This window comes from Aminobacter sp. UC22_36 (assembly GCF_044056035.1).
In the GTDB taxonomy this organism is placed as follows: Bacteria; Pseudomonadota; Alphaproteobacteria; order Rhizobiales; family Rhizobiaceae; genus Aminobacter.
The window spans coordinates 3,258,087-3,281,338 of record NZ_CP171996.1 but is presented as its reverse complement, the minus strand read 5'-3'; the positions used below and the strand labels follow the sequence as shown (position 1 = coordinate 3,281,338).

General features: G+C 63.2%; 24 protein-coding genes and 1 pseudogene. 15 read left to right on the top strand and 10 right to left on the bottom strand.

Annotated elements, in window-relative coordinates:
* The 3 genes from ACHMW7_RS19485 to ACHMW7_RS19475 all read right to left on the bottom strand — a co-directional run bounded on the left by ACHMW7_RS19485 (window position 1) and on the right by ACHMW7_RS19475 (window position 1,279).
* Window positions 1–522, bottom strand: coding sequence for a DUF1176 domain-containing protein (locus ACHMW7_RS19485; RefSeq protein ID WP_395447175.1), 522 nt, complete (start codon window positions 520–522; stop codon window positions 1–3).
* A complete protein-coding gene (locus ACHMW7_RS19480; RefSeq protein WP_395447174.1) occupies window positions 458–1,042 on the bottom strand; it encodes a hypothetical protein in 585 nt (194 codons plus the stop codon). The genes ACHMW7_RS19485 and ACHMW7_RS19480 overlap by 65 nt, the downstream gene beginning before the upstream one ends.
* 66 nt (window positions 1,043–1,108) lie before the next feature.
* On the bottom strand, window positions 1,109–1,279 hold the full coding sequence (locus tag ACHMW7_RS19475; protein ID WP_154383983.1) for a hypothetical protein: 171 nt from the start codon (window positions 1,277–1,279) through the stop codon (window positions 1,109–1,111).
* 340 nt (window positions 1,280–1,619) lie between these two features.
* On the opposite strand from ACHMW7_RS19475, the gene ACHMW7_RS19470 reads away from it, so the two are divergent.
* From ACHMW7_RS19470 to ACHMW7_RS19440, 7 genes are all read left to right on the top strand, one after another.
* Window positions 1,620–2,126, top strand: a complete 507-nt coding sequence (locus tag ACHMW7_RS19470; RefSeq protein WP_395447173.1) for a hypothetical protein — start codon at window positions 1,620–1,622, stop codon at window positions 2,124–2,126.
* A 102-nt stretch (window positions 2,127–2,228) separates the two neighbouring features.
* A complete protein-coding gene (locus tag ACHMW7_RS19465; protein ID WP_395447172.1) occupies window positions 2,229–2,477 on the top strand; it encodes a ParB N-terminal domain-containing protein in 249 nt (82 codons plus the stop codon).
* 87 nt (window positions 2,478–2,564) lie between these two features.
* Window positions 2,565–3,032 carry an SRPBCC family protein gene (locus tag ACHMW7_RS19460; protein ID WP_395447171.1) on the top strand — a complete coding sequence of 156 codons (468 nt, stop codon included), beginning with the start codon at window positions 2,565–2,567 and terminating at the stop codon, window positions 3,030–3,032.
* Between the two features lie 552 nt (window positions 3,033–3,584).
* A complete protein-coding gene (locus ACHMW7_RS19455) occupies window positions 3,585–4,517 on the top strand; it encodes an alpha/beta fold hydrolase (RefSeq protein ID WP_395447170.1) in 933 nt (310 codons plus the stop codon).
* Between the two features lie 242 nt (window positions 4,518–4,759).
* Window positions 4,760–5,224 (top strand): aminoacyl-tRNA deacylase, encoded by a 465-nt coding sequence (locus ACHMW7_RS19450; protein WP_395447169.1) that lies wholly within the window; start codon window positions 4,760–4,762, stop codon window positions 5,222–5,224.
* 251 nt (window positions 5,225–5,475) lie between these two features.
* Window positions 5,476–5,703 (top strand): hypothetical protein, encoded by a 228-nt coding sequence (locus ACHMW7_RS19445; RefSeq protein ID WP_280223407.1) that lies wholly within the window; start codon window positions 5,476–5,478, stop codon window positions 5,701–5,703.
* A 127-nt stretch (window positions 5,704–5,830) separates the two neighbouring features.
* Window positions 5,831–6,226, top strand: a complete 396-nt coding sequence (locus ACHMW7_RS19440) for a GFA family protein (RefSeq protein ID WP_395451372.1) — start codon at window positions 5,831–5,833, stop codon at window positions 6,224–6,226.
* Window positions 6,227–6,301: 75 nt separating this feature from the next.
* Here the strand turns inward: ACHMW7_RS19440 and ACHMW7_RS19435 are convergent, their stop codons facing one another.
* Window positions 6,302–7,093 (bottom strand): DeoR/GlpR family DNA-binding transcription regulator, encoded by a 792-nt coding sequence (locus tag ACHMW7_RS19435; RefSeq protein ID WP_395447168.1) that lies wholly within the window; start codon window positions 7,091–7,093, stop codon window positions 6,302–6,304.
* 241 nt (window positions 7,094–7,334) lie between these two features.
* On the opposite strand from ACHMW7_RS19435, the gene ACHMW7_RS19430 reads away from it, so the two are divergent.
* Entirely contained in the window at window positions 7,335–10,631 is a 3,297-nt protein-coding gene (locus ACHMW7_RS19430; protein WP_395447167.1) for an autotransporter domain-containing protein, read from the top strand.
* A gap of 187 nt (window positions 10,632–10,818) precedes the next feature.
* On the opposite strand, the gene ACHMW7_RS19425 is transcribed toward ACHMW7_RS19430, so the two are convergent.
* Window positions 10,819–11,082 carry a hypothetical protein gene (locus tag ACHMW7_RS19425; protein WP_395447166.1) on the bottom strand — a complete coding sequence of 88 codons (264 nt, stop codon included), beginning with the start codon at window positions 11,080–11,082 and terminating at the stop codon, window positions 10,819–10,821.
* Window positions 11,083–11,597: 515 nt separating this feature from the next.
* On the opposite strand from ACHMW7_RS19425, the gene ACHMW7_RS19420 reads away from it, so the two are divergent.
* From ACHMW7_RS19420 to ACHMW7_RS19410, 3 genes and pseudogenes are all read left to right on the top strand, one after another.
* A complete protein-coding gene (locus tag ACHMW7_RS19420) occupies window positions 11,598–12,080 on the top strand; it encodes a GNAT family N-acetyltransferase (protein ID WP_395447165.1) in 483 nt (160 codons plus the stop codon).
* Between the two features lie 70 nt (window positions 12,081–12,150).
* Window positions 12,151–13,533: a nodulation protein NfeD gene (locus ACHMW7_RS19415; protein ID WP_395447164.1), complete on the top strand. Its 1,383-nt coding sequence runs from the start codon at window positions 12,151–12,153 to the stop codon at window positions 13,531–13,533.
* A pseudogene (locus ACHMW7_RS19410) lies at window positions 13,530–14,292 on the top strand (slipin family protein). Before ACHMW7_RS19415 ends, ACHMW7_RS19410 begins: the two are co-directional and overlap by 4 nt.
* Window positions 14,293–14,299: 7 nt before the next feature.
* On the opposite strand, the gene ACHMW7_RS19405 reads toward ACHMW7_RS19410, so the two are convergent.
* Entirely contained in the window at window positions 14,300–15,199 is a 900-nt protein-coding gene (locus tag ACHMW7_RS19405; RefSeq protein WP_395447163.1) for a LysR family transcriptional regulator, read from the bottom strand.
* A gap of 16 nt (window positions 15,200–15,215) precedes the next feature.
* Complete coding sequence (locus tag ACHMW7_RS19400) at window positions 15,216–16,286, bottom strand: YeiH family protein (protein WP_395447162.1); 1,071 nt, start codon at window positions 16,284–16,286, stop codon at window positions 15,216–15,218.
* Between the two features lie 168 nt (window positions 16,287–16,454).
* On the opposite strand from ACHMW7_RS19400, the gene ACHMW7_RS19395 reads away from it, so the two are divergent.
* Window positions 16,455–17,348 carry a DMT family transporter gene (locus ACHMW7_RS19395; protein ID WP_395447161.1) on the top strand — a complete coding sequence of 298 codons (894 nt, stop codon included), beginning with the start codon at window positions 16,455–16,457 and terminating at the stop codon, window positions 17,346–17,348.
* Between the two features lie 104 nt (window positions 17,349–17,452).
* The gene (locus ACHMW7_RS19390) at window positions 17,453–17,905 is read left to right on the top strand and encodes a DUF1801 domain-containing protein (protein WP_395447160.1); all 453 of its coding nucleotides are present in this window, start codon (window positions 17,453–17,455) and stop codon (window positions 17,903–17,905) included.
* A gap of 9 nt (window positions 17,906–17,914) precedes the next feature.
* Here ACHMW7_RS19390 and ACHMW7_RS19385 read toward each other — a convergent pair whose 3' ends face one another.
* The 3 genes from ACHMW7_RS19385 to ACHMW7_RS19375 form a co-directional block, all read right to left on the bottom strand.
* Window positions 17,915–19,339, bottom strand: a complete 1,425-nt coding sequence (locus tag ACHMW7_RS19385) for a coniferyl aldehyde dehydrogenase (RefSeq protein ID WP_395447159.1) — start codon at window positions 19,337–19,339, stop codon at window positions 17,915–17,917.
* On the bottom strand, window positions 19,320–20,024 hold the full coding sequence (locus ACHMW7_RS19380) for a lysoplasmalogenase (protein ID WP_395447158.1): 705 nt from the start codon (window positions 20,022–20,024) through the stop codon (window positions 19,320–19,322). The genes ACHMW7_RS19385 and ACHMW7_RS19380 overlap by 20 nt, the downstream gene beginning before the upstream one ends.
* Window positions 20,025–20,245: 221 nt before the next feature.
* Window positions 20,246–21,355: an epoxide hydrolase family protein gene (locus ACHMW7_RS19375; protein WP_395447157.1), complete on the bottom strand. Its 1,110-nt coding sequence runs from the start codon at window positions 21,353–21,355 to the stop codon at window positions 20,246–20,248.
* Between the two features lie 103 nt (window positions 21,356–21,458).
* Between ACHMW7_RS19375 and ACHMW7_RS19370 the strand changes: the two genes are divergently transcribed.
* Complete coding sequence (locus tag ACHMW7_RS19370) at window positions 21,459–22,361, top strand: LysR family transcriptional regulator (RefSeq protein WP_395447156.1); 903 nt, start codon at window positions 21,459–21,461, stop codon at window positions 22,359–22,361.
* A 179-nt stretch (window positions 22,362–22,540) separates the two neighbouring features.
* Window positions 22,541–23,236, top strand: coding sequence for a septum site-determining protein MinC (gene minC, locus ACHMW7_RS19365; RefSeq protein WP_395447155.1), 696 nt, complete (start codon window positions 22,541–22,543; stop codon window positions 23,234–23,236).
* The last annotated feature ends 16 nt before the right edge of the window (window positions 23,237–23,252 follow it).

Here is a 23,252-nt window from a genome sequence, read left to right as displayed (position 1 = left end):
TCACGGCCCGGTGTTGTAATCGAGCACCGTCTCCGGGTTGATCTCGCCATCATAGGATGCATCGACGTCGTATTTGATCAGCGAAAATGCACCATCGCGGAAAATCCAGGTACCGTCCGATGAGGCATCGCCGACGCCGCGCCATTTCGCGTGCGACAACAGCGTCATTGTCTTGTCGTCAAAGGACGAGTTGACCAGCGCGTTTTCGGAGCGATAGCCAATGACACTGACGCTTTCGAGCTTGCCGTCCGGATTGTCGCCCTCATAGTGGATGTCGAGTTCGGGCGTGGCGAAATGCTGCTCGTTGAGGCCGTCGGCTTCGTTCCAGAGATAATAAACGTGGGTCTCGTTGTAGGCGCCCATCTGGCAAAAGAAGCGAAACAACCGGGCTTCGCTCGCCGGCGCGTCGGCGGCGTCGGTCTTGTTGTGATACGAGATCTTGTAGCTCAGCGCTGCGTCATCGCCTTCCTTGGCGGTGTCGCATTGCGCCTGGTGGCTGGCCGCGAAGGTCTTTTTCGGCAAGGTCGAATACCGCGTCGGTTTCAACCGGCGGGGCGTCGCCGCATTGCTTGGGCAGCGCATCCGCTAGCTCACCTTCTGCTGGCTTGAGTGCACCTTTTTCGAGCTGGATCGGAGTGAAAGGCGGCTCCTGGATGGCGCCGTTGACCTGGCGGGCGGTGTAGCAGCCGGCGAAGACCTTCTCGGTGCCGTCCTTGTCGACAGCACGGATGGCGACGGGGATGTTGTAGAAGATCGAGCCGGCGGCACCTTCCGAGCTTACAGCGCCGGTGTCGACGTCGACACGTTCGGTTGCTTCGTAGCCCTTGGCGAAGGCTTCAAAATCCTTGGCCGGCTTGGTCTCGCCGAAATAGTCCCAGGCACGGGCGTATTCCTTGCGGCTCACCGCATTGTAGAGCGAGCGCACCACGGCAGCCGCGTCGGATCGATCATCGAGATAAGGCAGATCGGCGGCCAGTGCCTGGAATGACCAGAGTGTGGTCAAAGCGACGGTGGCTGCTGCCCGTTTCGAAAAAGTCCTCATCGCGAATCTCCTGCCTGCCACAATGATGCATCATCGATTGCGGCAGCGCAGTGACGCGCGGGACCATCACGCCTGGCGCGTCGACATTTCGCGGGCGATACGGGGAAAATCGGCCGGCTTGATGCCGATATCAGCGCGGTCGGCGCTGTTCATCGCATTGAGCAAGGCAAGCGCCGCACGGTAGCGGACCTGTTCCTTGGGGCGAGGGCGGGCGAACAATTCGGTGTAGAAACCCATCACTCAGGCTCCGGTTGGTCCTCCCGTGGCGAGATATAGGTGATTCCATCTGATTTGTGCAGTGCAGCATAAGCATGGCTGCCATGCAGGCTGCCTTTGCGAAAATTTTCGCGAAGGGCGTAACAAGCTTGCCCTTGGTTACGGACCTCAAATGCCGGCAATGCCGGCTTTCCTCGCGGCAAGGCGACCTCGGGCGGCATTTTACCCCCCATGCGGCCCGATCTTTTTTCGACAATTTTTTCGAAGATGCCGCCGAAGCTTCGAAACGATTTTTAACCGAGCCTGAGTATGGTCCGGGCAATTATTGCCGTATCATGCGGTTTCGTGCGGAGGGCCTTGCATGGGCACCGAGATCAATCGCGACTTTGCTTCGTTGCTCGACGACCTTTTTGTCGCTTCGGAGCCCGCCGAAATTGCACCCGCGCCGACCATCCCCTTCGACTATCTCGCAGTTGCCGAGGAGCTGCACTCCGGCCGCATCCGCGTTGCCGGCGAGACCGCAGCCGCCGGCTACCGAGAGGCCGGCGAAGCTCTTGAGGACGAGTTCGTCTCGTTGCTCGACATGGTCAGGGCCAAGGCCGTAGCCGACGCGGTCAATGCTGCTGCAGTCCCTGCGGAACCCGAGGCACCCGAGCAGCCATCGATAGACCCAGAGGCGATCGCCGCCGAGCTGGGGCTGGGCGAGGCCAAGGCTGCCGATCTCGCCAAGCTGCGCCGCATCTTCGCGCTCGCCAACCATCCCGACCGCGTGGCGCCGCATTTGCGTCAGCGCGCCATGGTCCGCATGCAACTCGCCAACATGATGATCGACGACGCCAAGCGCCGCGCCGCGAGAAAGAAGAGCTGATCCCGCCCCAGGCCTGATCTCGGAGGCGGCCGGCACCCGCTTGGCCAATGCAGCAAGACATCCTATCTACCAGACGCTGCATCTCCACAGCCGGGAGGCCTTATGCTCAGAGTCCAAAAGATACCGCTCAACGACATCTATGTGCCGACCGCGCGCAAGAAGACACTGCATCCCGAAACCGTGCGGCATCTCGCCGAAGACATCGTTGAAAACGGCATGAAGACGCCGATCCAGGTGCGCCACGACGGCAAGCGTTATGTGCTGGTCGAGGGACTGCATCGGCTCGAGGCGGCACGATGGCTGGGCGAGACGGATATCGATTCCTATCTCGTGCAGGCGCGGAAACACTAGCCCGACTTTTTTCGCGGCGGCTTGTCGGATTGGCTCGGTGTGGCTCGTCCTTGGCCCGAAGGCTGATTTTCAACGAGGAGAAAACGAATGACTGCTGCCAATGATCGCGAACTGGTCCTGACCCGAATCATCGATGCGCCGCGCGAGAAGCTCTATCGCTGCTGGACCGATGCCGAACTGCTGCCGAAATGGTTCGCCCCGCTGCCCTGGACGACCGCCAGCGCCAAGCTCGACGTGCGCGCCGGCGGCACCAGCGCTGTCACCATGCGCAGCCCCGAAGGCGTCGATTATCCGAGTTCGGGTGTCTATCTCGAAGTCGTGCCGAACGAGAAGCTGGTGTTCACCGACGCCTTCACCGAAGCCTGGCAGCCGTCCGAAAAGCCGTTCATGGCAGCGACCGTGACTTTCGAGGACATCGGCGGCGGCAAGACACGATACACCGCCACCGCCCGTCACTGGAGCGTCGAGGACCGCGAAGCGCACGAAAAGATGGGCTTCCACGAAGGCTGGGGCCAGTGCGCCGACCAGCTCGAGGCACTCGCCAAGACGATCTGAGGTTTTTTGCCTAATCTGTAAGAGGCCAGGTCGGCGGACCTGGCCTTTTTCGATTCTGGGGGGCGCGCAGGTTGATCCAGTCAATGGGTCCCGGATAACCTCCGCTGCGTTTCGCTTTCTGGGATGACGATGGGTTTGGTCGTGCCCTAGGAAGCAAACCTTCGCCTTAGCGATCCTTCGCCCCCCTCTGGCCTGCCGGCCATCTCCCCCACAAGGAGGGAGATCACGCCTTCATCGGCGCTGCAGCCAATCACCAACGTCGCAAGGCGCAACCTTCGCAATGCTTATCCTTATGACGTTGCGGGGTGAGCGCGTCAGGCGACGAGACCGAATCTCCCCCCTTGCGGGGGAGATGGCCGGCAGGCCAGAGGGGGTGGGAAGGATCACGGCGTTGAAGGCTTCCCGACTACAATCTCCCGGCGCCGCCGCATGCCCGGGTCCCTTGCAGAAAATCTTCGATCCGTGGAAAAATTCTCCCGCACTGTCGGCAGGGGGTCATCTCGTTCGTCCTAGAGGCAAGAGCCACGAGGCTCGGACAAAGAGGACGAGGACATGAACAAGCGCAGTTTCATCACCATGCTGGCGGCGGCGGCATTTGCAATTGTGACAGGAGGGGCGGCCATGGCCGAGACGACGAAGACCACCGAAGCCGGCGTCAAGGCTGGCCATGCCGAGGTCAACGGCGTGAATTACTATTATGAGATCCGCGGCGAGGGCGAGCCGTTGCTTTTGCTGCATGGCGGCCTGGGCTCGATCGACATGTTCGGGCCGGTGCTGCCGGCGCTGTCGAAGAACCGGCAGGTGATCGCCGTCGACCTCTATGGTCACGGCCGCACCGCCTTGACCGATCGCAAGATGAGCATGATCGACATGGGCGACGACATGGCCGGGCTACTCAAGAAGCTCGGCTACGCCAAGGTCGACGCGCTCGGCTATTCCTTCGGCTCTGGCGTGGCTTTCCGTCTTGCCGTGCAGCACCCCGAGATGGTGCGCAGGCTGGCGCTGGTGTCGGCGGCCTACGCCCAGGACGGCTTCTACCCCGAGATGTTGCCGATGCAGGCGCAGGTCGGTGCCGGCATGGCCGAGATGATGAAGCAGACGCCGATGTACCAGACCTATGCGGCGGTTGCGCCCAAGGTCGAGGATTTCCCGAAACTGCTCGACAAGATGGGCGAGTTCATGCGCCAGCCCTATGACTGGGCCGAAGACGTCAAGACGCTGAAAATGCCGGTCATGCTGGTCTATGGCGACAGCGACATGTACCGGCCCGAGCACATCGTGAAGTTCTATCAGCTGCTCGGCGGCGGGCTGAAGGATGCCGGCTGGATGCGCGAGAACATGTCGCAAAACCGGCTGGCGATCATTCCCAACCGCACCCACTATGACGTGTTCTTCGCACCGGAACTTGCAACGACCGTGCTGCCCTTCCTCGATGGCGAGACCAAGGTGAAGACCTGGGACGAGCAGGTCAAGGAATCGCAGTAAGCTCATGGCCGGGCGCCCGCCGGAAATCGGCTGCGCCCGGCCAATTTCCTTGCCGGACCACGGCTTCGAATGGTATCGTCCAGGCACGCTGAGAAGGCCCCTTGCGGGGTGTCGGAGATGCGGCCAGCAAACTGATCGAAAATGAGCTGGCGATGATGCGGCCAGTTTTGCCGCGCGGCACTCGATGCCGCTTTCTACATGCAGGCCGCAGTGACGCGATGATGCCACGAAAGGAAGTGGTCATGGCTATCTCATTGACGATGCAGGAATATCTCGAAGACAACCACATCCGCTACGATGCCGCCAAACATGCACGCACCGGCTGCTCGATGATGACGGCGGAAGCGAGCCATGTGCCCGGCAGCGCGCTGGCCAAGGGCGTGGTGCTGAAATGGGAGGACGGCTACGTGCTGGCCGTGCTGCCGGCGACCCGCCATGTCGATCTGGCCCGGATGCGCGAGATCATCGGCGACAAGGTAAGGCTCGCGACCGAAGACGAGGCGAGTTCGCTGTTTCCCGACTGCGACGAGGGCGCGGTGCCGATCCTCGGCGTGCCTTACCGGGTGGCGTGCGTGATCGACGAGCAATTGCGCCGCGGCAGCGACGTCTATTTCGAAGGCGGCGACCACCGTACGCTGGTGCATGTCAGCGGCGATGAGTTTTCGCGGCTGATGTATGGCATGCCGCAAGCCCGCATCAGCTGGTGATTGCGATACGACAGGCGTGAAAGGGCGGTTCACGCCTAGCGCGCAAGTTATTGGCAGACAATGCATATCGCTGCCTGACCCGATGGGCCGAAGCGGCGGAGCGGATGCACGGAAAGGACCGTTCATTCGCCAGCGAGAGGTTTTTTCGCCGTTCGGGAAAATACCTGCTTCGTGTCACGGAACCGCCATTCGGCGGTCATGGTTCGGGGCTATGTTGAGCAATGTCGAAATGGTCACGGATGGAGGCGACTATGGACGACCAGCATGAACTGACACTCGAAGACCTGCTGCAGGATCCGATCATCCTGAAGGTCATGGAACGCGACGGCTATTGCCCCGACGACATCCGTCTTCTGGCGCGCCATGCGACCTCGGGCGCCCAGGTATGGGAAAGCGTATCTTCGCGGGCAAGCGCCCGCCGGCAGAACCGTCTCGCTTTCCGCACGGCCAACGCGTCGTGCACGTCGCTTTGCGCGTGAAGCCGCATCAGGCGATGTGACTGCCGCCTGAGGCAGTCACCCCACCTTTTTCATCGACAATCGATAGTGCTGCACCTTATGCCTGATGCCAGTAACAGCGGTATTTGGGGTGAGGGGTTTTGCCATGGTGCAACGATATGAAGGCGGCTGCATGTGCGGGGCCGTGCGCTACGTCGTGGACGCCGAACCGCTGAACGAACGTGTCTGCCATTGCCGCAGCTGCCAGAGGGCGGTGGGCGCCGCGTTCAACGCGCGGCTGATGTTCCGTGCCGAGCAGGTAGCGATGAGCGGGCCGGTGAAAACCGCGTTTTCGTCGCCTGATGTGAAGCGCGGCTTCTGCGCCGAATGCGGCACGACCGTGCTGTCGGGGCGTGAGTCGGCCGGCGTGCTGGCCGTGACGTCTGGTTCGCTCGACGATCCCGGCCTGTTTGCGCCGACCATGCATATCTGGGTCTCGTCGAAGCAGCCCTGGCTCAAGCTCGACGACGGCCTGCCGCAATTTGCCGAGGCGGCTCCGGCTTAGTTCGCTTGCGCATGATCTTGTCCGAACACCGGGGGCCAGTTTTCGCTACGCGGACCTTCGGTTCGGGATCAGGCTCTAAACGCAAATCTCGACGCCGCTGTCGCGCAGCCTGGCGAGCAGGCGCTCTTCCGGCAGCGTATCGGTGACCAGTGTGTGGATGTCGCAGAGCGAGCCGAGGCGCACCAGCGCGCGGCGGCCGAATTTCGAGCTGTCGACGGCCATGATCGTGCGCGCCGACTGCCCCATGGCCGCGGAGACGGCCGCGACCTCGGCATGGTCGTCGTCGCCGATATCGCCGTCATGGTCGACGCCACTGACCGAGATGATGGCGACGTCGAACTTGAAGCGCCTGATGTACTCGGACGTCTCCTCGCGGAAGACGCCACCATCGACCTGGCGGACGAAGCCGCCGGGCACGGCGATGGCGAAATTGGTGCTTTCGCTCAAGGTTGTTGCGACGCGCAGCGAATAGGTGACGACGCGCAGGTCGCGGCGCTTGACCAGCGCGCGCGCCACCGCCTCGCAGGTGGTGCCGGTGTCGATGAAGACGGCGGCACCATCGGGCACCAATTCGGCGGTCAGGCTGCCGATGCGCTCCTTGGCGGCGGCGTTTTCGATCCGGCGCTGGCGCAGCACCGCCGGATCGACCGGCGCCGAGATCGTCGCCCCGCCATGCAGGCGCCGCACCTTGCCGCCCTGTTCGAGCGCCATGATGTCGCGACGTGCCGTCTGGGTCGTCACCCCGTAGAGCGTGGTGATCTCCTCGATCGAGACATAGTGGTTCTGCTCGAGATAGCCGAGCAACTGGGCCTGACGGGCCGACTTCTTGTTGTCCGTGTCCATGCCAGGTCCGTCGGTCTGGGGCATCTGCGATCCTGTCTTCACAATCCTTGCTAGCAAATCCATGAGCCGGATTCACCCCGGCATCTCGGTCGCCTTGCGGCGCATCGTGGAAATCGTATCCATTTCCCGGAATGTTGTAAAAGTGACATCTAGCATCATTAATGTCCGTTTTCGTACTTTTCAGTGACCGCAACATGTCATTCGCACGCTGGCCCTGGCGGTTTTGTGACAATGCGCGGTCGCATCGCAAAAACGGAGTTACGCGATGACGACGATCCACAACGGCATGGCCGAACAGCTGGCCGGCACATCCGGCCAGCACCAAAGACGCTTGCGCGCGCTTGCTGCGGCACTCCTGTGCGGCACGACACTGGCCGTGTCGGCCATGGCTGCACAGGCGGCGGAGGATTCGATCAGGATCCTGACGCTGAACACCTGGCTCGACCGCTTCAAGCCCAACCCTGCTGTGGCGGCGGACTTCTTCATCAAGGGCAATTACGACGTCCTGACCTTCCAGGAGTTCCGCGCCAACAGCACCTATGCCCGCGATTTGCCCGGCCTGATGCAGGCCGCCGGGCTTGGCACCTATGGCACGCGCCAGGACAATGACGTCGGCGTGTTTTCGCGCCTGCCGGGCACGTTCGGCGCCGTCACCCAGGGCGTGATCGCCACCTACACCAAGCTCGATGCGACGGTGAGCAAGCCGCAGACGATCGTTGCAACCACCCATCTCAATTATTTCGATCCCTCGACCAATCGCATCGGCCAGGCCAAGGCGCTGAACAACTGGGCCAAGGAGCAGGGCCCTGTGATCCTGACCGGCGACTTCAACGCCGGCGACGTGTCCGAGCGCGGGCTGCATTCGGTAAGCCAGCAGCATTTGTTGCTCAGGACCTACCTCAAGAGCCCGAGCAATGCCTTTTATCTCGATCTGTTGAAGCAGTACGCGAAGAACCAGACGCAGCTGGACGCCTTCATTACGCAATGGAAGGGCAAGACGGCGGCCGAGATCAACGCGGCCCAGATCCCGGCGGATCTGTTCGCCGACGAGACGTACCCTGTTACCGGCAATCTGCCGCAGACGATGAACATCCTGAAGAAGCAGTACCAGCTGCTGCAGCTGCCCAACGAGCGCGAGCAGTTTTCGCCGCATGCGCTGAATGACGGTTCGGTCACTTGGCCGTCGCATGGCGAGGATGCGACCAACATCTGGGCGAGCTGGCACCGGGTGAAGATCGACCATTTCCTCGCCTCGCGGCCGTTCGGCAAATGGTGGGTGATCAATGACAATCCGGCCGATCCCTATCTCGGTGTCATCCGTGATGTCTCCTACGTGACCAATCCGGATGGTTCCAAGACGCCAATGTCCGACCACGAGCCGGTGGCGCACACGTTGCGCTGGGTCGGGCCGCAGCTCGAGACCTATGACGACAACGGCACGGCCAAGACGCGGCTGGTGTGGGGCAAGGATGCCTCGACCTTCGGCGAGAAGGGCCAGGAATTCTTCCTCTCGCGCAACAATATGCGCAACGACGTCTATCTCGGCCAGATCTCCGACGCCAACGGCATGCCGATCCTGACCGGGCTGACGGATGCCGAAAAGAAGACGCTGCTCGACTGCAAGAGCACCGATGCGCGCTTCCAGCAGGCGATCCGCGACTATTGCATCGACGACCACAGCTTCATCGGCGAAACCAGGGTCGCCGATGGCGGCACTGTCATCGTCGAGGAGGACGCGGCCCTCGGCGGCGAACAGGCAAAGCTCAGGCTCGACGGCGGCAGCCTCAGGATCGCTGGCACCGACATGCATGTGCTGGGACGCAATGTCGTGCTGGAGGCGGGCGGCGGCTCGCTCGACATCGCCGCTGCCAGCAATGTCTTGGGCATCAACAAGCAGATTTCGGGCGTCGGCAATTTGACCAAGCTCGGGCTTGGCACGCTGCTGCTCGATGGCACCCACAGCTACACCGGCGAGACCATCGTCAAGGCAGGCACGCTGTCGCTGCAGGGCTCGATCGCTGCGTCGAAGCTGACGACTGTCGGTACCGGCGGCTTGGTCGGTGGCATCGGCACGCTCGGCAACACGGTGATCGCTTCGGGCGGTGTGCTGGCACCGGGCAATTCGATCGGTACCCTCAAGGTTGCAGGCGACATCACTTTCGAGGCGGGATCGAAATTCGAGGTCGAGGCCAACGACAAGGGCGAGAGCGACAAGGTCGCAGCATCAGGCAAGGCGATCCTGAAGGGCGGCTCGGTGCTGACGCTGGCAACCGGCAACAACTATGCGCCGCAGACGCTTTACAAGATCGTCTCCGCCGACGGCGGTGTGACCGGCTCGTTTGCCGACGTCAGCTCGAACCTTGCCTTCCTCGACCCGTCGCTGGCCTATGGCGCCAACGATGTGACGCTGACGCTCAACCGCAATGACATCACCTTTGCCGATGTCGGCACGACGGCAAACCAGAAGGCGGCCGCTGCTGCACTCGAAAGCACCGGTTTCGGCAATGCGGCCTATGCGGCTGTCGTCAATCTCGACGAGGCCACAGCGCAGCAGGCATTTGGCCAGCTGTCGGGCGAGGTGCATGCGTCGACGCAAGGGGTGATGATGCAGGACGGCGGCGTGCTGCTCGATGCCGCCACCAGCCGCATCGACCAGGCATTTGGCGATGCGACCGCAGCCAGCATGCCTGTGATGGCTTATGGCGATGATGGCCTCGAACTGGCGCCTGCCGACACCGACCGCTTCGCGCTTTGGACCCGCGCCTTCGGCTCGTGGGGCAGCACCGACGGCGATGGCAACGCCATGGGCTTCGACCGCAGCAGCGGCGGCCTAGTCGGCGGCGCCGACGCGATGGTCGGCGACAGCTGGCGGGTCGGCGTGCTGGCCGGCTACAGCCGCTCGTCCTTCGATGCGGCGAACGGCACTTCCAACGGCAGCAGCGACAACTACCATGTCGGCATCAACGCCGGCACGCGGGTTGGCGCCTTCGGCCTCACGGCCGGTGCAACCTACAGCTGGCACCGCTTCGACACCGCGCGCTCGGTTGCGTTTACGGGCTTCTCGGACGGGCTTTCGGCCAAGTATGACGGCGGCACCGCGCAGCTGTTCGGCGAGGCGAGCTACAAGGTCGATGCCGGACGCTTCGCCGTCGAGGGCTTCTCCAACCTGTCCTATGTCAACTTGCGCACAGATGCCTTCACCGAGACGGGCGGGGCAGCGGCGCTGTCGAGCCAGGCAACGAGCAATGACGTGACCTTCACCACGTTTGGCGTTCGCGGCTCGACCGATGTCGCGCTCGGTGCGGTGAATGCCACGGTACGCGGCACAATCGGCTGGCGCCATGCCTTCGGCGACGTCTCGCCGGTCTCGTCCGTTGCCTTTGCCGGCTCCGACGGCTTCGAGGTGGCGGGCGCGCCGATCGCCAGGAACGCGGCGGTTCTTGGCGCCGGCATCGACTTCGACATCGCGCCGAAGGCAAAACTCGGCATCAGCTACACCGGCCAGGTGAGCAACGGTGCCTCCGACCACGGCATAGACGCCAAGCTGGCGGTCAGCTTCTAGACGCTGTTGCCAACTCTACCCTGCCGGCCATCTGACGCGGTTTTATCGCTTCCGGTGCTCATGGACCAAAATGTCCGCTGCGCTCCGGTTGTCGAAAACCACGCCATATGTCCCGGCAGGGCGAGTTATCAATCGGCGTCTGGGCGAAGCATCCGCGGCCATGGGGCCGTGGCCGCGGATGCCTGTCTTACCTGACTTGGTGTCCCTGCAAGATGCGCTCGACGGGTGCCCAGCCGATGTAGCGCGGCTGGGTCCAGCCTTCGGCGGGCTCCAGTGCCTCGACGGCGCGGATGTCGTCGATGCGTACCTCATCCCAGGCATGGACGATCCGGCCGTCGCCAAGGCAAAGCCCGACATGGCCGTAGTTGGTCCTGACGTCGAACAGTTCGCCGGTCATGTCGAAGAAGACGAAGCTGCCGCGCGGCGGCTCGCCGGCCGGAATGCCGGTCACGCCATATTCGTCCGCCGAATTCCTCGGCGCTGTCGCCGCCGAAGATTTCGATGGCGTTGCTCTCTTCGTAGGCGTCCTCGACGAAGGCGAGGCAGCGGAAGCAGTAGTCTTCATTGCCGAGCTGGGAGATAGCCCAGATGATGGCGCTATCGATGTAGTTTTCTGTGCGTGTTTTCACGGAGCAGATATCCTGTTGAGATGGTGGGTGTGTCGATCTCGATCATGATTGTTGCGATGCGCGCCATTCGACCCTCCATTCCAGGACAATAAATTAGTGATATCGGGATATATTCATGACATGTTGCTGTGTTCGCCGAAGAAAATGGTTCTTGCGTCGGGGTGCGGCTCATACTGTTGTTTGCATATCTGGTGCAATACATAATTTTCACTGCGCGTTGCTTGACGCCCCGGAAATCCGAAATTATGTGCGCTCCGGGCAACAGCCCGACCCGTTGGCGGACGACACGAACCGCGCCGGCATGTGCCGGGTCAGACATCCCAGCATGGAAATTGCCATGACCGATCAGATAAATTCGGCCGCCGAAGTCTCGTTGCGCCGCATCACCGCGCAGACCGTCTCCGACGTCTGCGATCTCAGCGAGACGTTGAGCGAGGCCCAGCGCAACAAGGTCGCCGACAACGCCATGTCGATCGCCGAGGCGCATTTTTCCGAAAACGCCTGGTTTCGTGCCGTCTATGCCGACGACACGCCGATCGGCTTCATCATGCTGCATATCGGTTCCGACTACGACGTCATCGACTGTCCCGGCGCCTTCCTCTGGCGGTTCATGATCGCGGGGCCGTTCCAGCGTATGGGATTTGGTGAGCAGGCGATCGTGCTCGTTGTCCGCGAGATGAAGGCACGCGGCTTCACGGAGCTCTTCACCAGCTATGGCCTGGGCGAGGCGAGCCCGGAAGGCTTCTACAAGCGCCTGGGATTTGCCGCGACCGGCGAAAGCTATGACGACGAAGTCGAGGCCGTGCTGAAGTTCAGCTGACGGCAGGCCAAACGCGCTGATTGGACTTCGCGCAAAGCGTGCCCATATCTTAAGGCATGGAGCTTTGAGCGTGAAACTCGCGCGTTTGGCCCTTTTCGTCGTGGCGTTGTTCGCCGCTGCGGCCTTTGCTGCCTCTTCCTCGATCGGAGAAGACAGCGGCCGGGCGAAGGTGGCGTTGACCATCGTCATCGATGGCGCCATCGGTCCGGCCAGCGCGCGGCAGCTCAAGGAAGGCCTTGAGACGGCGGTCAAGCGCAATGCCGAAGTCGTCATCCTCGAGATGAACACGCCGGGCGGGCTGGTCACCTCGATGCGCGAGATGATCGCCGACATTCTGGCCTCGCCCATTCCCGTCATCGGTTATGTCGCGCCATCAGGCGGCCACGCGGCAAGTGCCGGCACCTACATCCTTTATGCCACCCATATGGCGGCGATGGCGCCGGGTACCAATCTGGGCGCTGCGACACCCGTCGAGCTCGGCGGCATGCCGTCCTTGCCGTCGCCCGGCGGCGACAAGGACCAGAAGTCGGCCCAGCCTGCGGCCGACCCGATGATGGCCAAGGTCACCAATGACGCGGTGGCTCTCATCCGCTCGCTGGCCGAACTGCGCGGACGCAATGCCGACTGGGGCGAAAAAGCGGTGCGCGATGCCGCCAGCCTTTCAGCCAATGCGGCCTTGCAGGAACATGTCATCGACCTCGTTGCCCGCGATCGAACCGACCTGCTGCGGCAGGCAGATGGCCGCACGGTTGACGTGGGCGGCAAGAAGGAAGTGTTAGTGACGAACGACCTTCCGGTCGAGGTGATCGAGCCAGGCTGGCTGATCCGTTTGCTCGCCATCATCACCGATCCGAACGTTACCGTGATCCTGCTTCTGGTCGGTTTCTATGGCCTCGTCTTCGAGTTTTCGAGCCCCGGCATGGTGGCGCCGGGTGTCATTGGCACCATGGCGCTGCTGCTTGGGCTTTATGCGCTCGACCTCTTGCCGATCAACTATGCCGGCCTCGCCCTGATGTTGCTTGGCCTCGCCTTCCTGGTCATGGAGGCGTTCAACCCGACGGTGGTGCTGGGGTTGGGTGGCTTGGTGGCCTTCCTGCTGGGCGCAGCGATGCTGCTCAAGGTGCAAGGTCCCGGCTTCGAGATATCGTGGCTTCTGATCGGCACCGCCGCCGCACTGACACTCGGTCTCGCGCTGCTCACCGGCAGCTATGTCTGGGCGGCGCGCCACAGGCCTTCGCGCGTCGGCGCCAAGGCGATGAACGGACTGCCGGTCGAGATCATCGACTGGTCGGCGGGCGAGGGTCATGTCTTCGCCCAGGGCGAACGCTGGCGGGCAAGAGCGGACGAGCCGCTTGCACCTGGCGATAGCGCCGAAGTCACCGGGGTCGAGGACCTTGTGCTGACGCTCCGGCGTCGGAACGCGCAAAGGCCAAGCGATGGAGAACCGCAATGATGATCGGCTATATCGCCTATCTGATACTCGCGCTTGTCGTGGTCATGTTCCTGTCGGCGGCCATCAAGATTTCTGAGGGAATATGAGCGCGGCGTGGTTTTCACGCTTGGTCGCTTCACCGGCATCAAGGGGCCGGGGTTGATCATCCTCATCCCCTTCGTCCAGCAGATGGTGCGGGTCGACCTGCGTGTGGTGGTGCAGGACGTGCCGCCGCAGGACGTGATTTCGCGCGATAATGTCTCGGTAAAGGTCAATGCGGTGCTGTATTTCCGCATCGTTGATCCCGAGCGCGCGATCATCAAGGTCGAGGATTACATGGCCGCGACCAGCCAACTGGCGCAGACCACGGTGCGCTCGGTGCTCGGCAAGCATGAACTCGACGAGATGCTGGCCGAACGTGACAAGCTGAATGCCGCTATCCAGGAAATCCTCGACCAGCAGACCGACGCCTGGGGCATCAAGGTGACAAATGTCGAGATCAAGCATGTCGACCTCAATGAGAGCATGATCCGCGCGATTGCCAAGCAGGCCGAGGCCGAACGGCTGCGCCGCGCCAAGGTGATCAATGCCGAAGGCGAACAGCAGGCGGCGCAAAAACTTGTCGAGGCCGGCAGGATGCTGGCCAAGGAGCCGCAGGCGATGCAGTTGCGCTATTTCGAGGCGCTGCACGACATCTCAGGTGAACGCTCGTCGACGGTGGTGTTTCCGCTGCCGATCGACCTGCTGGGTCTGTTCAAGCAGGCCAGCGAGGGCAAGTGAAACCGAGTTAGACGCCGAAGCTTTGCGCATCGCCCTTGACCAGAGCGAGGAATTCGCGCGCGGCCCGGGTGGCATAACGCTCCTTGTGGCGCAGAACGAAGAAGCTGCGCTTGGGCAAAGCGAAGTCGATGGCGACGAGCGTGCCGGCCTTGAGCGAAGCGTGGGCGACGAGGCGCGACATGATCGCGACGCCGGCACCTGCTTCCACCGCCGCGCGCACGGATTCGTTCGATGGCAGTTCGAGCGCGATGTCGAGGCTGCCGGTTTCAACACCGCGCAACGCCCTTATCGCTTCGAAATGGGCACGCGTGCCCGAGCCCTGCTCGCGGACGATCCAGCGCTCCGATTTGAGGTCGCCCGAAGTTGACGGCGGCGTGATGGTCCATGGATGGCCTGCTGCAGCGACGAGCACCAATTCATCTTCGGCGACCGGTTCGATGGCGAGCGCGGGATCGTCGACCTCGCCCTCGACAAAACCGAGATCGGCCGAGCCGTCGTGGATCTGCGCCGCGACCGTTTCGGTGTTGCCGATGGTGATGGCGAGCGCGATGCCGGGAAAGCGCGACTGGAAACGATGGGCAATGGCGGGCAGCCAGTAATTGGCGACCGTCTGGCTGCCGGCGAGCTTGAGCGAGCCACGCTTCAGCCCGGCGAGATCGGCGAGCACCACTTCGGCGGAGCCCGCCCGGGCGAGCACGGCGCGTGCCTCGGACAGGAAGATGCGGCCGGCGTCGGTGAGCACGATGCGGCGGCCGACACGGTCGAACAGTTTGGTCTGGTAGCGCGCCTCCAGTGCCGACACCGCCGCACTCGTCGCCGATTGTGTCAGGTTCAGCGCCTGGGCGGCCTGGGTGACATGTTCGCGTTCGGCGACCGCAACGAAGATCCGGAGCTGTTCGAGGGTCACGGCTTTCCTTTCGGTCTCAGCCCAGAAGCTTGACCAGCATTAGAGAGAAAGTCGCGATGAAAAGGAACGCGGCAAGGCCAAGAAAGAATGGACGGAGCCCCTTGGCCCTGAGCTTGCCTATGTCGGTTTCAAGCCCCATGGCGGCGAGTGCCATGGTGAGCAGGAAGGTGGTTGATGTGACGATCCACGCCTGTGCCTCGGCGGGAATGTCGACGAGGCTGTTGATGCCGACCATGGCGACAAAGCCGAGTACGAACCAGGGTATCGGGGCGGCGGTGCTGCTGTGGGCCTCGCGTGACGACTTCGCGCGCTGGCGGGCCGCCACGCCGAGCGCGATCACCATCGGCGCCAGCATCATGACGCGGGTGAGTTTTGCCACCGTGCCGAACTCGCCTGCCTGCTGGCCGTCCTGGAAGCTTGCCGCGACGACCTGGGCGATCTCGTGGATCGAACTGCCTGCCCACAGCCCATAGGCATGGGGACCAAGCTGAAGCAGCCCGGGCAGCAGTGGATAGACAAACATCGCAATGGAGCCGAACACAGTGACGCAGGCGACCGCATAAGCGACATCCTCGTCGGGCGCCTTGGTCACCGTGTTGGTGGCGATGACCGCCGAGGCACCGCAGATTGAGGTGCCGGCGGCGATCAGTTCGGCAAGCCTGGCGTCGACGCCGACCAACCTGCCCAGCCACACGGTGAAGGCGAAGGTGGCGACAAGCGTGGTCGCGATGATAGCGATGCCCATGGCACCAACTTCGGCAACCTGGCTTGCGGTCAGCTGCAACCCAAGCAGGATGATGGCGAAACGCAGCACCTTGCGCATCGAAAACGCCACGCCAGGCCTGGCTGTCGCAGGCGTGCCGACAAGATTGTGAAAGGCGATGCCCAAGACGATGGCAATGATCATCGGGCTGAAGCTGGAGACGCCGGGCAGGTGCCGCAGCGCAAAGGCGAGGGCGGCGATGCCGGCAGCGAGCAGCAGCCCAGGCAGCAGCCTGGCCCCGTTGCCAAGGCCGCGCGCCGCGTGGCGCCCCGTCTGGTTGAGGCCTGTGGCGATGACCGTTTCGGTTTGGGCAAGAGTGTTCATGGGCTTGGACCTGTCAATTTCAGGGGCAAGCTATTCGCCGGCTTCTCATCAATCCAACGCGTAATTTCGCTTGAATCGTTCGCCCTGGGCGATTGATCGGGTGCGTTTCACGCCAGTCTCGTCTCTGCTATCTCTTCGTTTTCAGACCTCTTGCCAACCGAGTCGCCAATGCCTGTTTACGAGCTTGCAGCACTGGGTGCGGCGACATGCTGGGCCATCACCGGATTGATCTCGGCGGGGCCGGCCGGCCATCTCGGCGCGCCGGCGTTCAACCGCCTGCGTCAGCTTTTCGTCACCGGGCTGCTGGCGATCTATGTGCTGGCGACAGGCAGCTGGCGCGAACTCGACGCCAGCGTTGCCGGGCCGCTGCTGCTGTCGGGCCTGATCGGCATCTTCGCCGGCGACACGCTGCTGTTTGCGGCGTTGAACCGGCTCGGCCCGCGCCGCTCCGGCATCCTGTTTGCCCTGAACGCCCCGATTGCCGCCGTGCTTGGCTGGTTGATGCTGGGTGAGGATCTTTCCGCCAAGGCTGCCGCCGGCATCGGGCTGACGGTCGCCGGCGTGTTGCTGGCGATCCTGTTTGGCAAGCGCCGCGACCAGCTGCACGCCTGGGAAATTGTGAAGGGGCCGCTGTGGATCGGCGTGGCGCTCGGGCTCGGGGCGGCGACTGGCCAGGCGATCGGCTCGATCATCGCGCGGCCCGTCATGGCGACGGGCATCGACCCGTTCCTCGCGTCGATGCTGCGTGTCGGCATTGCCGCCTTCTGCCTGAGCGTGTTGCTGCAGCTGCCGATCCCTGCGGTGAAGCCAAAGGGACCGTTGACCTGGAAGGTGGCGGCACTGACGGCGCTGACCGGCTTCATCGCGCTCGGCATCGGCATGACGCTGCTGTTGTTTGCGCTGTCGGGCGGCAAGGTCGGCATCGTCTCGACGCTTTCGGCGACTTCGCCTGTCATCATCCTGCCCATGCTATGGGCGAGGACCGGCGAGCGCCCGGCCGGCGGCGCCTGGGCGGGTGCTGCACTGGTGGTCGCGGGCATGGCGCTGCTGTTCATGAAATGATGCGGGCGGGCGTGAGCGCGCGGTTTTCAGCAGGATTTGTCAAATCAGTTCGTGCCATTGTTCGCACCGCTCCGTGGCAAGGCTGAAGAGACGCAGGTGCAGCCATGCTCCATGCTCTTGGCGAGGGTTTCGTGAAGCGCGAACTGACACGGCCAACCATGCCCGACGCGGTCGCTGCCGCCTTCGACGCGTTTCCGTCGCCGGTGCGGGCGCGGCTGCTCGAGGTACGAGCGCTGATCCTTGCCACGGCGGCCCAGACCGTCGGTGTCGGTCCGCTGACCGAAACGCTGAAATGGGGCGAACCCGCCTACCTGACCGAAGCGACTGGAAGCGGCACCACCATCCGGCTCGGCTGGCCGAAACCGGGGGGCGAAACATGTGCCGTACTGTTCAACTGCCGCACCACACTGGTCGAGCATTTCCGCGCGCATTTCGGCGATGCCTTCGCCTATCAGGGCAGCCGGGCGATCTTGCTCGATGTTTCAGGCCCGCTGCCCGCGGCACCGCTGGCGATCTGCCTGGCGATGGCGCTGACCTATCACCAGCGGTCGCGATGAGTGCAACGGTCAGTGCAGTTTTGTGACGAGCCTGACCAGCCAGTCGGTCAGGCCCTTGTAGGGCGGTCGGATCAGGTCGCTGGCCGAGGGCTGGTACTTGCGCAGCACTGGCATCGCCTTGGAAAAGGTGAGGAAGCCGTCGCGGCCATGGTAGTGACCCATGCCCGAGGCGCCGACGCCGCCGAAGGGCAGGTCGGCGCAGGCGAACTGGTACAGCGTGTCGTTGACGCAGACGCCGCCGGCGACGATGCGCGACAGCATTGTCTCGATCTCTGCCTTGTCGTCGCCGAAGCAATAGAGCGCCAGTGGCCGGTCACGCTCCAGCACATAGACGGTGGCCTCGTCGAGTGAGCCGTAGCCGATGACCGGCAGGATAGGCCCGAAGATCTCGTCGCGCATGACGGCGCTGTCGGGGGTGGGGTCCAGAACCACCGTCGGTGCAAGCAGCCGGTCGCGCCCGGCTGGCAGTGCGGCTGTGTCAAGCAGAGGAACCCGCTCGAAGCCACGCGCCGCAGCGTCGTCGAGCAGGCTGTTCAGGCGGGCGAACTGGCCGTCATTGACAACAGAGGTGTAGTCGTCGAAGCCTTGGCGCGCGTTGTAGCGGGCGCTGACCTCTCGTTCGAGCAGGCGGACGAGTTCGTCGCGCTTGTCCTTGGGCACGAGCACATAGTCGGGCGCGATGCAGGTCTGGCCGGCATTGAAGAATTTGCCGGTGGCGATGCGCCGTGCCGCGCGTTCGAGATGGGCGCTGGGGGCGACGATGGCGGGCGACTTGCCGCCGAGCTCGAGCGTGACAGGCGTCAGGTTGCGGGCGGCGGCGGCCATGACCTTGCGGCCGACCGCGGTCGAACCGGTGAAGAACAGGTGGTCGAACGGCAGTTCGGAGAAGGCCGCCGACAACTCGGCGCCGCCTTGTGCCACCGCTACGCGTGACGCAGGAAAGACATCGGCCAGCAGCGACTGCAGGAAGGCGGCTGTGCGCGGCGTGTGCTCCGACGGCTTGAGGAAGACGTGGTTGCCGGCGGCGATGGCCGCGACCAGCGGTGCCAGCGCCAGGTTCACCGGATAGTTCCACGGCGCAATGATGCCGACGACGCCGAGCGGCACGTGGCGGATTTCGGCGCTGGCCGGCAAAAGCTTCCAGCCGGCCGAGCGGCGCTCGGGCTTCATCCAGGACTTCAGCTTGCGCAGCGTGTGTTTGATCTCCGACAAAACGACGCTGCCTTCGCCGAGCAGGCTTTCATGGCGGGAGCGGTGGCCGAAATCGGCGCTGACGGCCTCGACCATCTCGTCCAGGCGCTGGCTGAAGGCGCGCTGCAACCGCTTGAGGTCGTCGAGGCGCTGGGCGTAGGACGGGCGCGTTTCGAGCCAGGCTGCACGCAGCGTCTCGAAAGTGCCGTGGAGACCAGGCTGGCTATCGTTGAGCTTCAGCATCGTTTTCCGTCGAGCGGGCGAAGAGATACTGGGCGGCATAATAGGTGCCGAGCACCCAGATGGCATTGTAGGGAATGTTCCAGCGGAAGCGGCCATAAGCAAGCACCGTGTCGCTAACCATGAAGAACAGGCCGCCGAGCGCGGCAAGGCGTGCCGCTCGCTGCGCTGGCGTGCCGGCAAGCTGGCGGTCGCGCGACAGCGCCTGGGCTGCCATGGCAGCGAGCACAAGGGCGTAGATCGCGACCGGAATGCGCATGGGGTCTGGCAGGTGTGACCAGAGACCGGCGAAGACGGCAGCTGCGATGACTGCGAAGAGCGCGAAGATGGCGACATGGCCGCCGAACCTGCTATCGCGGGTCAGCGCCCAGATGTAGGCGCAGTGGGTGACCAGGAAGCAGACGAGGCCGGCGAGGAAATAGTCGCCCGGCAGCATCAGGAAGAAATCGCCGGCGGCAGCGAAGCCGAGACCCATGGCAATCGGCAGGCCATAGGCGCGCGAACCCACGCCGCGCAGCACGGCGATGAGCAGCAGAAGCGTCGCCGTCGGTTTGGTAATGTAGTGCAGCCAGCGCCAGGGCGAGCTGTCGTCGGGCGCGATCAGGCTGCCAAGAATGGCCAGTACCGCGCAGATGGCGAACAGCCAATAGAGCGCCGTGTTACGCGATGTCGAATGCATTGTGCCCATGCCGCGCGCTCCCCCTCGTGCTGCCACTGTCAGGATAAGCCAATGTTTTCGACGGTTTGTCCAGTTACCGGAACGTAAGGTGCGGGAAGAGGGCGGTTGGGCCGCGTGGATGAATGGGCTGGAATACGGAACCAGGATTGGCCTTGCCTTTCCGTCAAGCGCGCCAACACATCGCCGGGCGTCATTCCGCAAGGAGCCGTTGAGGGCGTGGCCGACGCCACTCACAGGCGAGCGGCAAATGCCCTGATGTCGGCCGCCAGCAATTCGGGCTGTTCCAGCGCCGGGAAATGCCCGCCTGAAGGCATCACCGTCCATTGTTCGATGTCGAACCAGCGCTCGCCCCAGCTTTGCGGGGCAGTAAGAATGTCGCGTGGAAAGATGGCGACGGCCACCGGAACCCCGCTCTTGGGCGGCGGCGACATCGCGCCCACGTCGCTAAAGGCTTCGCGATAGAGCCATTGCGACGAACCGATCGTTTCCGTGACCCAATAGATGGTCAGGATCGTGCTGAGAACATCGTTCGAAACCTTCCGGTCATCCGTCCAATTGTGGAATTTTTCCGCAATCCAGGCGGCCAGCCCCGCGGGCGAGTCGTTGAGAGCGGCGGCGATGGTGCGCGGCTTGGTGGCATGCAGCATCGCATATGCGCCCTCAGTCATTCGCCACTGTGGGACAACGTCCTGAAATGCGCGCTCTTCGTCGTCGAGGTCGGAAGCAGCAGTATATCCGGAGAATACATTGACCATGTGGATGCCAAGCAGCCGGGCAGGATGATTGGCCCGCAGCCGCTCGACAACGCCGGCACCCATGTCGCTGCCATGGGCGAGGAATTGCTCGTAGCCAAGGTTTGCCATGAGCTCTGCCCAGAGGTCGGCGATCCTGGTGATGTTCATTCCTGATGACATCGGTCGGTCCGAGAAGCCGTAGCCGGGAATGGACGGGATCACGACATCGAACGACAAGCCGTCCTGCTCCACGGTCAGCAGCGGAATGAGCGGCAGAAGTTCGACGAAGCAGCTTGGCCAGCCATTTGTCAGTACGATCGGAATTCGTCGCTCACCCTGGCCGCGGACGTGGACAAAATGGACCCCGATGCCGTCGATTTCCATTCGGTAAGCCGGAATGTCATTGAGTTCCGCTTCTGCCTTTCGCCAATCGACGTGGCGCCAATGGTGCAGCACCGTTCGCAATTCGGATTGTGGCATGCCGGATGCCCATGTGCAGTCGTCTGATACGTCGGCAAGCCGCGCCTGATCGAGCCGGCGATGGAGATCGGCGAGGACGTCGTCAGGCACCGAGATCTGGAAAGGGACTGGGCTGTTGGGTGTCATGGTTGGCTGTCGTCCGGCATTTGAGTGGGTTGCCTGGACGGTATGAGCCATCGGTTCCGATCTTGAAATTGCATAAAGGCGAAGAGCTGCTATTCAGTTTTGAATGAAAGCCGCGCCCGATTGGTCCCTCTACCGTTCATTCTGCGCCGTCTTGAGAGAGGGCTCGCTGTCGGCGGCGGCTCGCTCCATCGGCCTCAGCCAGCCGACGCTCAGCCGCCACATCCTTGCGTTGGAAGAAGCACTCGGCCTTACCCTTTTCACCCGCTCGCCGGACGGGTTGCTTCCGACTGATGAAGCGATGGCGATGAGAGAAGAGGCGGAGGCGCTGGCGTCGGCTGCCGATGCCCTGTTTCGAGCGGCATCCGGTCCGCTGGCGCACAACGTCGGCACGGTTCGTATCGCCGCGAGCGAGGTGGTCGCGGCCGAGTTTATCGGACCGACCCTCGCTGGACTTCGCGGGGGCCACCCCGGCCTTGTTCTGGAGGTCGCGGTTTCCAACCGGATCAACGATCTCTTGCGCCGCGAGGCGGACATTGCCGTCAGGATGACTCGCCCTGTTCAAACCGGGCTGGTTGCCAAGCTGGTGGGCCGCAGCGAACTGGGGCTCTACGCCCACCCCCGCTATCTCGAAGACTTGCCCGCGCCCGGCACGGCCGCCGAGCTGTTCGATCACGCATTGGTCGGGTTCGACACGCCCCTGGTCTATACCAAGACCTTTGCAATCGACGGGGTTGCCGTGACGCGCGACCGGTTTGCAGTTCGCAGCGACAGCGATATGGCGCAGCTCGCCGCGATCAGGTCGGGATGCGGCATCGGTGTCTGCCACCAGGCGATCGCGGAGCGCTCGGGACTGAAACGTGTTCTGCCCGATGTCTTCAAACCCCAAGTCGAATGCTGGATTGCAATGCACCAGGACATGCGATCCACGACACGCCACCGGACCGTCTTCGACGCGCTGGCAATGGGGCTGGAAAGCTTCCTCGAGGGCGGATCAGACGTCGGGTGAAAGTGCGCCGGTTGGCGGGCGGAGCTTTTCGCATTGCCGAGGCCGCAGGCACGGTGCCGTCGCGCAAAAGAAACACGTCGGGCGTATTGCAGGCTGTAAGGCGAATTGCAGTTTACGTTTCGTTCACCATCGCCTACACCGCGACCTCCCTGAAGCCCCGCCGGTGATTTGCGCCCCAGATGCAGAACAAATCCATCCGTTTTCGCGCCCGTTCGTTCGTCGCCTTCGCGCTTGTGCCGGAGGGGCCGCTGGAGCAGTGGCTGCAGGATCTCGACCGTTGGATCGAGAATTCTCCCGGCTTTTTCAAGGGCCGGCCGGTGGTGCTCGACCTCAACACGCTGAAGCCGCAGGCCAGCGAAATCGGCGCCCTGGTGGCGCTGATCGCCGACCGGGGCATCAGGACCTATGCGATCGAGGCCGACCATATCGATTCGCTCGGTCACGATCTGCCGCCGATGCTTGCCGGCGCCAGAAAGACGATGATCGAGGAAGAACAAGCCGACGCCGAATCGCTGGCAAAGGCCGAACAGCCCTCGCAGACGGCGTCGAAGACGCTGATCGTCGATCAGCCGGTGCGCTCGGGCCAGTCGATCGTCCATCCCCATGGCGACGTGATCGTCATGGGCTCGGCCAGCTTCGGCTCCGAAATCCTCGCCGGCGGCTCCATCCACGTCTATGGCACGCTGCGCGGCCGCGCCTTTGCCGGCGCCTGGGGCGACCGCACAGCACGCATCTTCTGCCGCAGGAACGAAGCCGAATTGCTGGCGGTCGACGGCTGGTACCGCACCGCCGAGGACATGGAGCCGTCGATGCGCGGCAAGGCGATCCAGGTTCACCTGGACGACAATGCCATTCAGGTCGCGCCCCTCAATTGACAAACGGAGACAGCAT

Bases quoted from the DNA above. Each gene is read 5' to 3' on its own strand.
- ACHMW7_RS19390 (WP_395447160.1), top strand. From the start codon at position 17,453: ATGCTCCATGCTCTTGGCGAGGGTTTCGTGAAGCGCGAACTGACACGG.
- ACHMW7_RS19400 (WP_395447162.1), bottom strand. From the start codon at position 16,286: ATGAACACTCTTGCCCAAACCGAAACGGTCATCGCCACAGGCCTCAAC.
- ACHMW7_RS19380 (WP_395447158.1), bottom strand. From the start codon at position 20,024: ATGGGCACAATGCATTCGACATCGCGTAACACGGCGCTCTATTGGCTG.
- ACHMW7_RS19470 (WP_395447173.1), top strand. From the start codon at position 1,620: ATGGGCACCGAGATCAATCGCGACTTTGCTTCGTTGCTCGACGACCTT.
- ACHMW7_RS19445 (WP_280223407.1), top strand. From the start codon at position 5,476: ATGGACGACCAGCATGAACTGACACTCGAAGACCTGCTGCAGGATCCG.
- ACHMW7_RS19375 (WP_395447157.1), bottom strand. From the start codon at position 21,355: ATGACACCCAACAGCCCAGTCCCTTTCCAGATCTCGGTGCCTGACGAC.
- ACHMW7_RS19480 (WP_395447174.1), bottom strand. From the start codon at position 1,042: ATGAGGACTTTTTCGAAACGGGCAGCAGCCACCGTCGCTTTGACCACA.
- ACHMW7_RS19370 (WP_395447156.1), top strand. From the start codon at position 21,459: ATGAAAGCCGCGCCCGATTGGTCCCTCTACCGTTCATTCTGCGCCGTC.
- ACHMW7_RS19475 (WP_154383983.1), bottom strand. From the start codon at position 1,279: ATGGGTTTCTACACCGAATTGTTCGCCCGCCCTCGCCCCAAGGAACAG.
- ACHMW7_RS19455 (WP_395447170.1), top strand. From the start codon at position 3,585: ATGAACAAGCGCAGTTTCATCACCATGCTGGCGGCGGCGGCATTTGCA.
- ACHMW7_RS19435 (WP_395447168.1), bottom strand. From the start codon at position 7,093: ATGCCCCAGACCGACGGACCTGGCATGGACACGGACAACAAGAAGTCG.
- ACHMW7_RS19385 (WP_395447159.1), bottom strand. From the start codon at position 19,339: ATGCTGAAGCTCAACGATAGCCAGCCTGGTCTCCACGGCACTTTCGAG.
- ACHMW7_RS19420 (WP_395447165.1), top strand. From the start codon at position 11,598: ATGACCGATCAGATAAATTCGGCCGCCGAAGTCTCGTTGCGCCGCATC.
- ACHMW7_RS19460 (WP_395447171.1), top strand. From the start codon at position 2,565: ATGACTGCTGCCAATGATCGCGAACTGGTCCTGACCCGAATCATCGAT.
- minC (WP_395447155.1), top strand. From the start codon at position 22,541: ATGCAGAACAAATCCATCCGTTTTCGCGCCCGTTCGTTCGTCGCCTTC.
- ACHMW7_RS19430 (WP_395447167.1), top strand. From the start codon at position 7,335: ATGACGACGATCCACAACGGCATGGCCGAACAGCTGGCCGGCACATCC.
- ACHMW7_RS19450 (WP_395447169.1), top strand. From the start codon at position 4,760: ATGGCTATCTCATTGACGATGCAGGAATATCTCGAAGACAACCACATC.
- ACHMW7_RS19395 (WP_395447161.1), top strand. From the start codon at position 16,455: ATGCCTGTTTACGAGCTTGCAGCACTGGGTGCGGCGACATGCTGGGCC.
- ACHMW7_RS19465 (WP_395447172.1), top strand. From the start codon at position 2,229: ATGCTCAGAGTCCAAAAGATACCGCTCAACGACATCTATGTGCCGACC.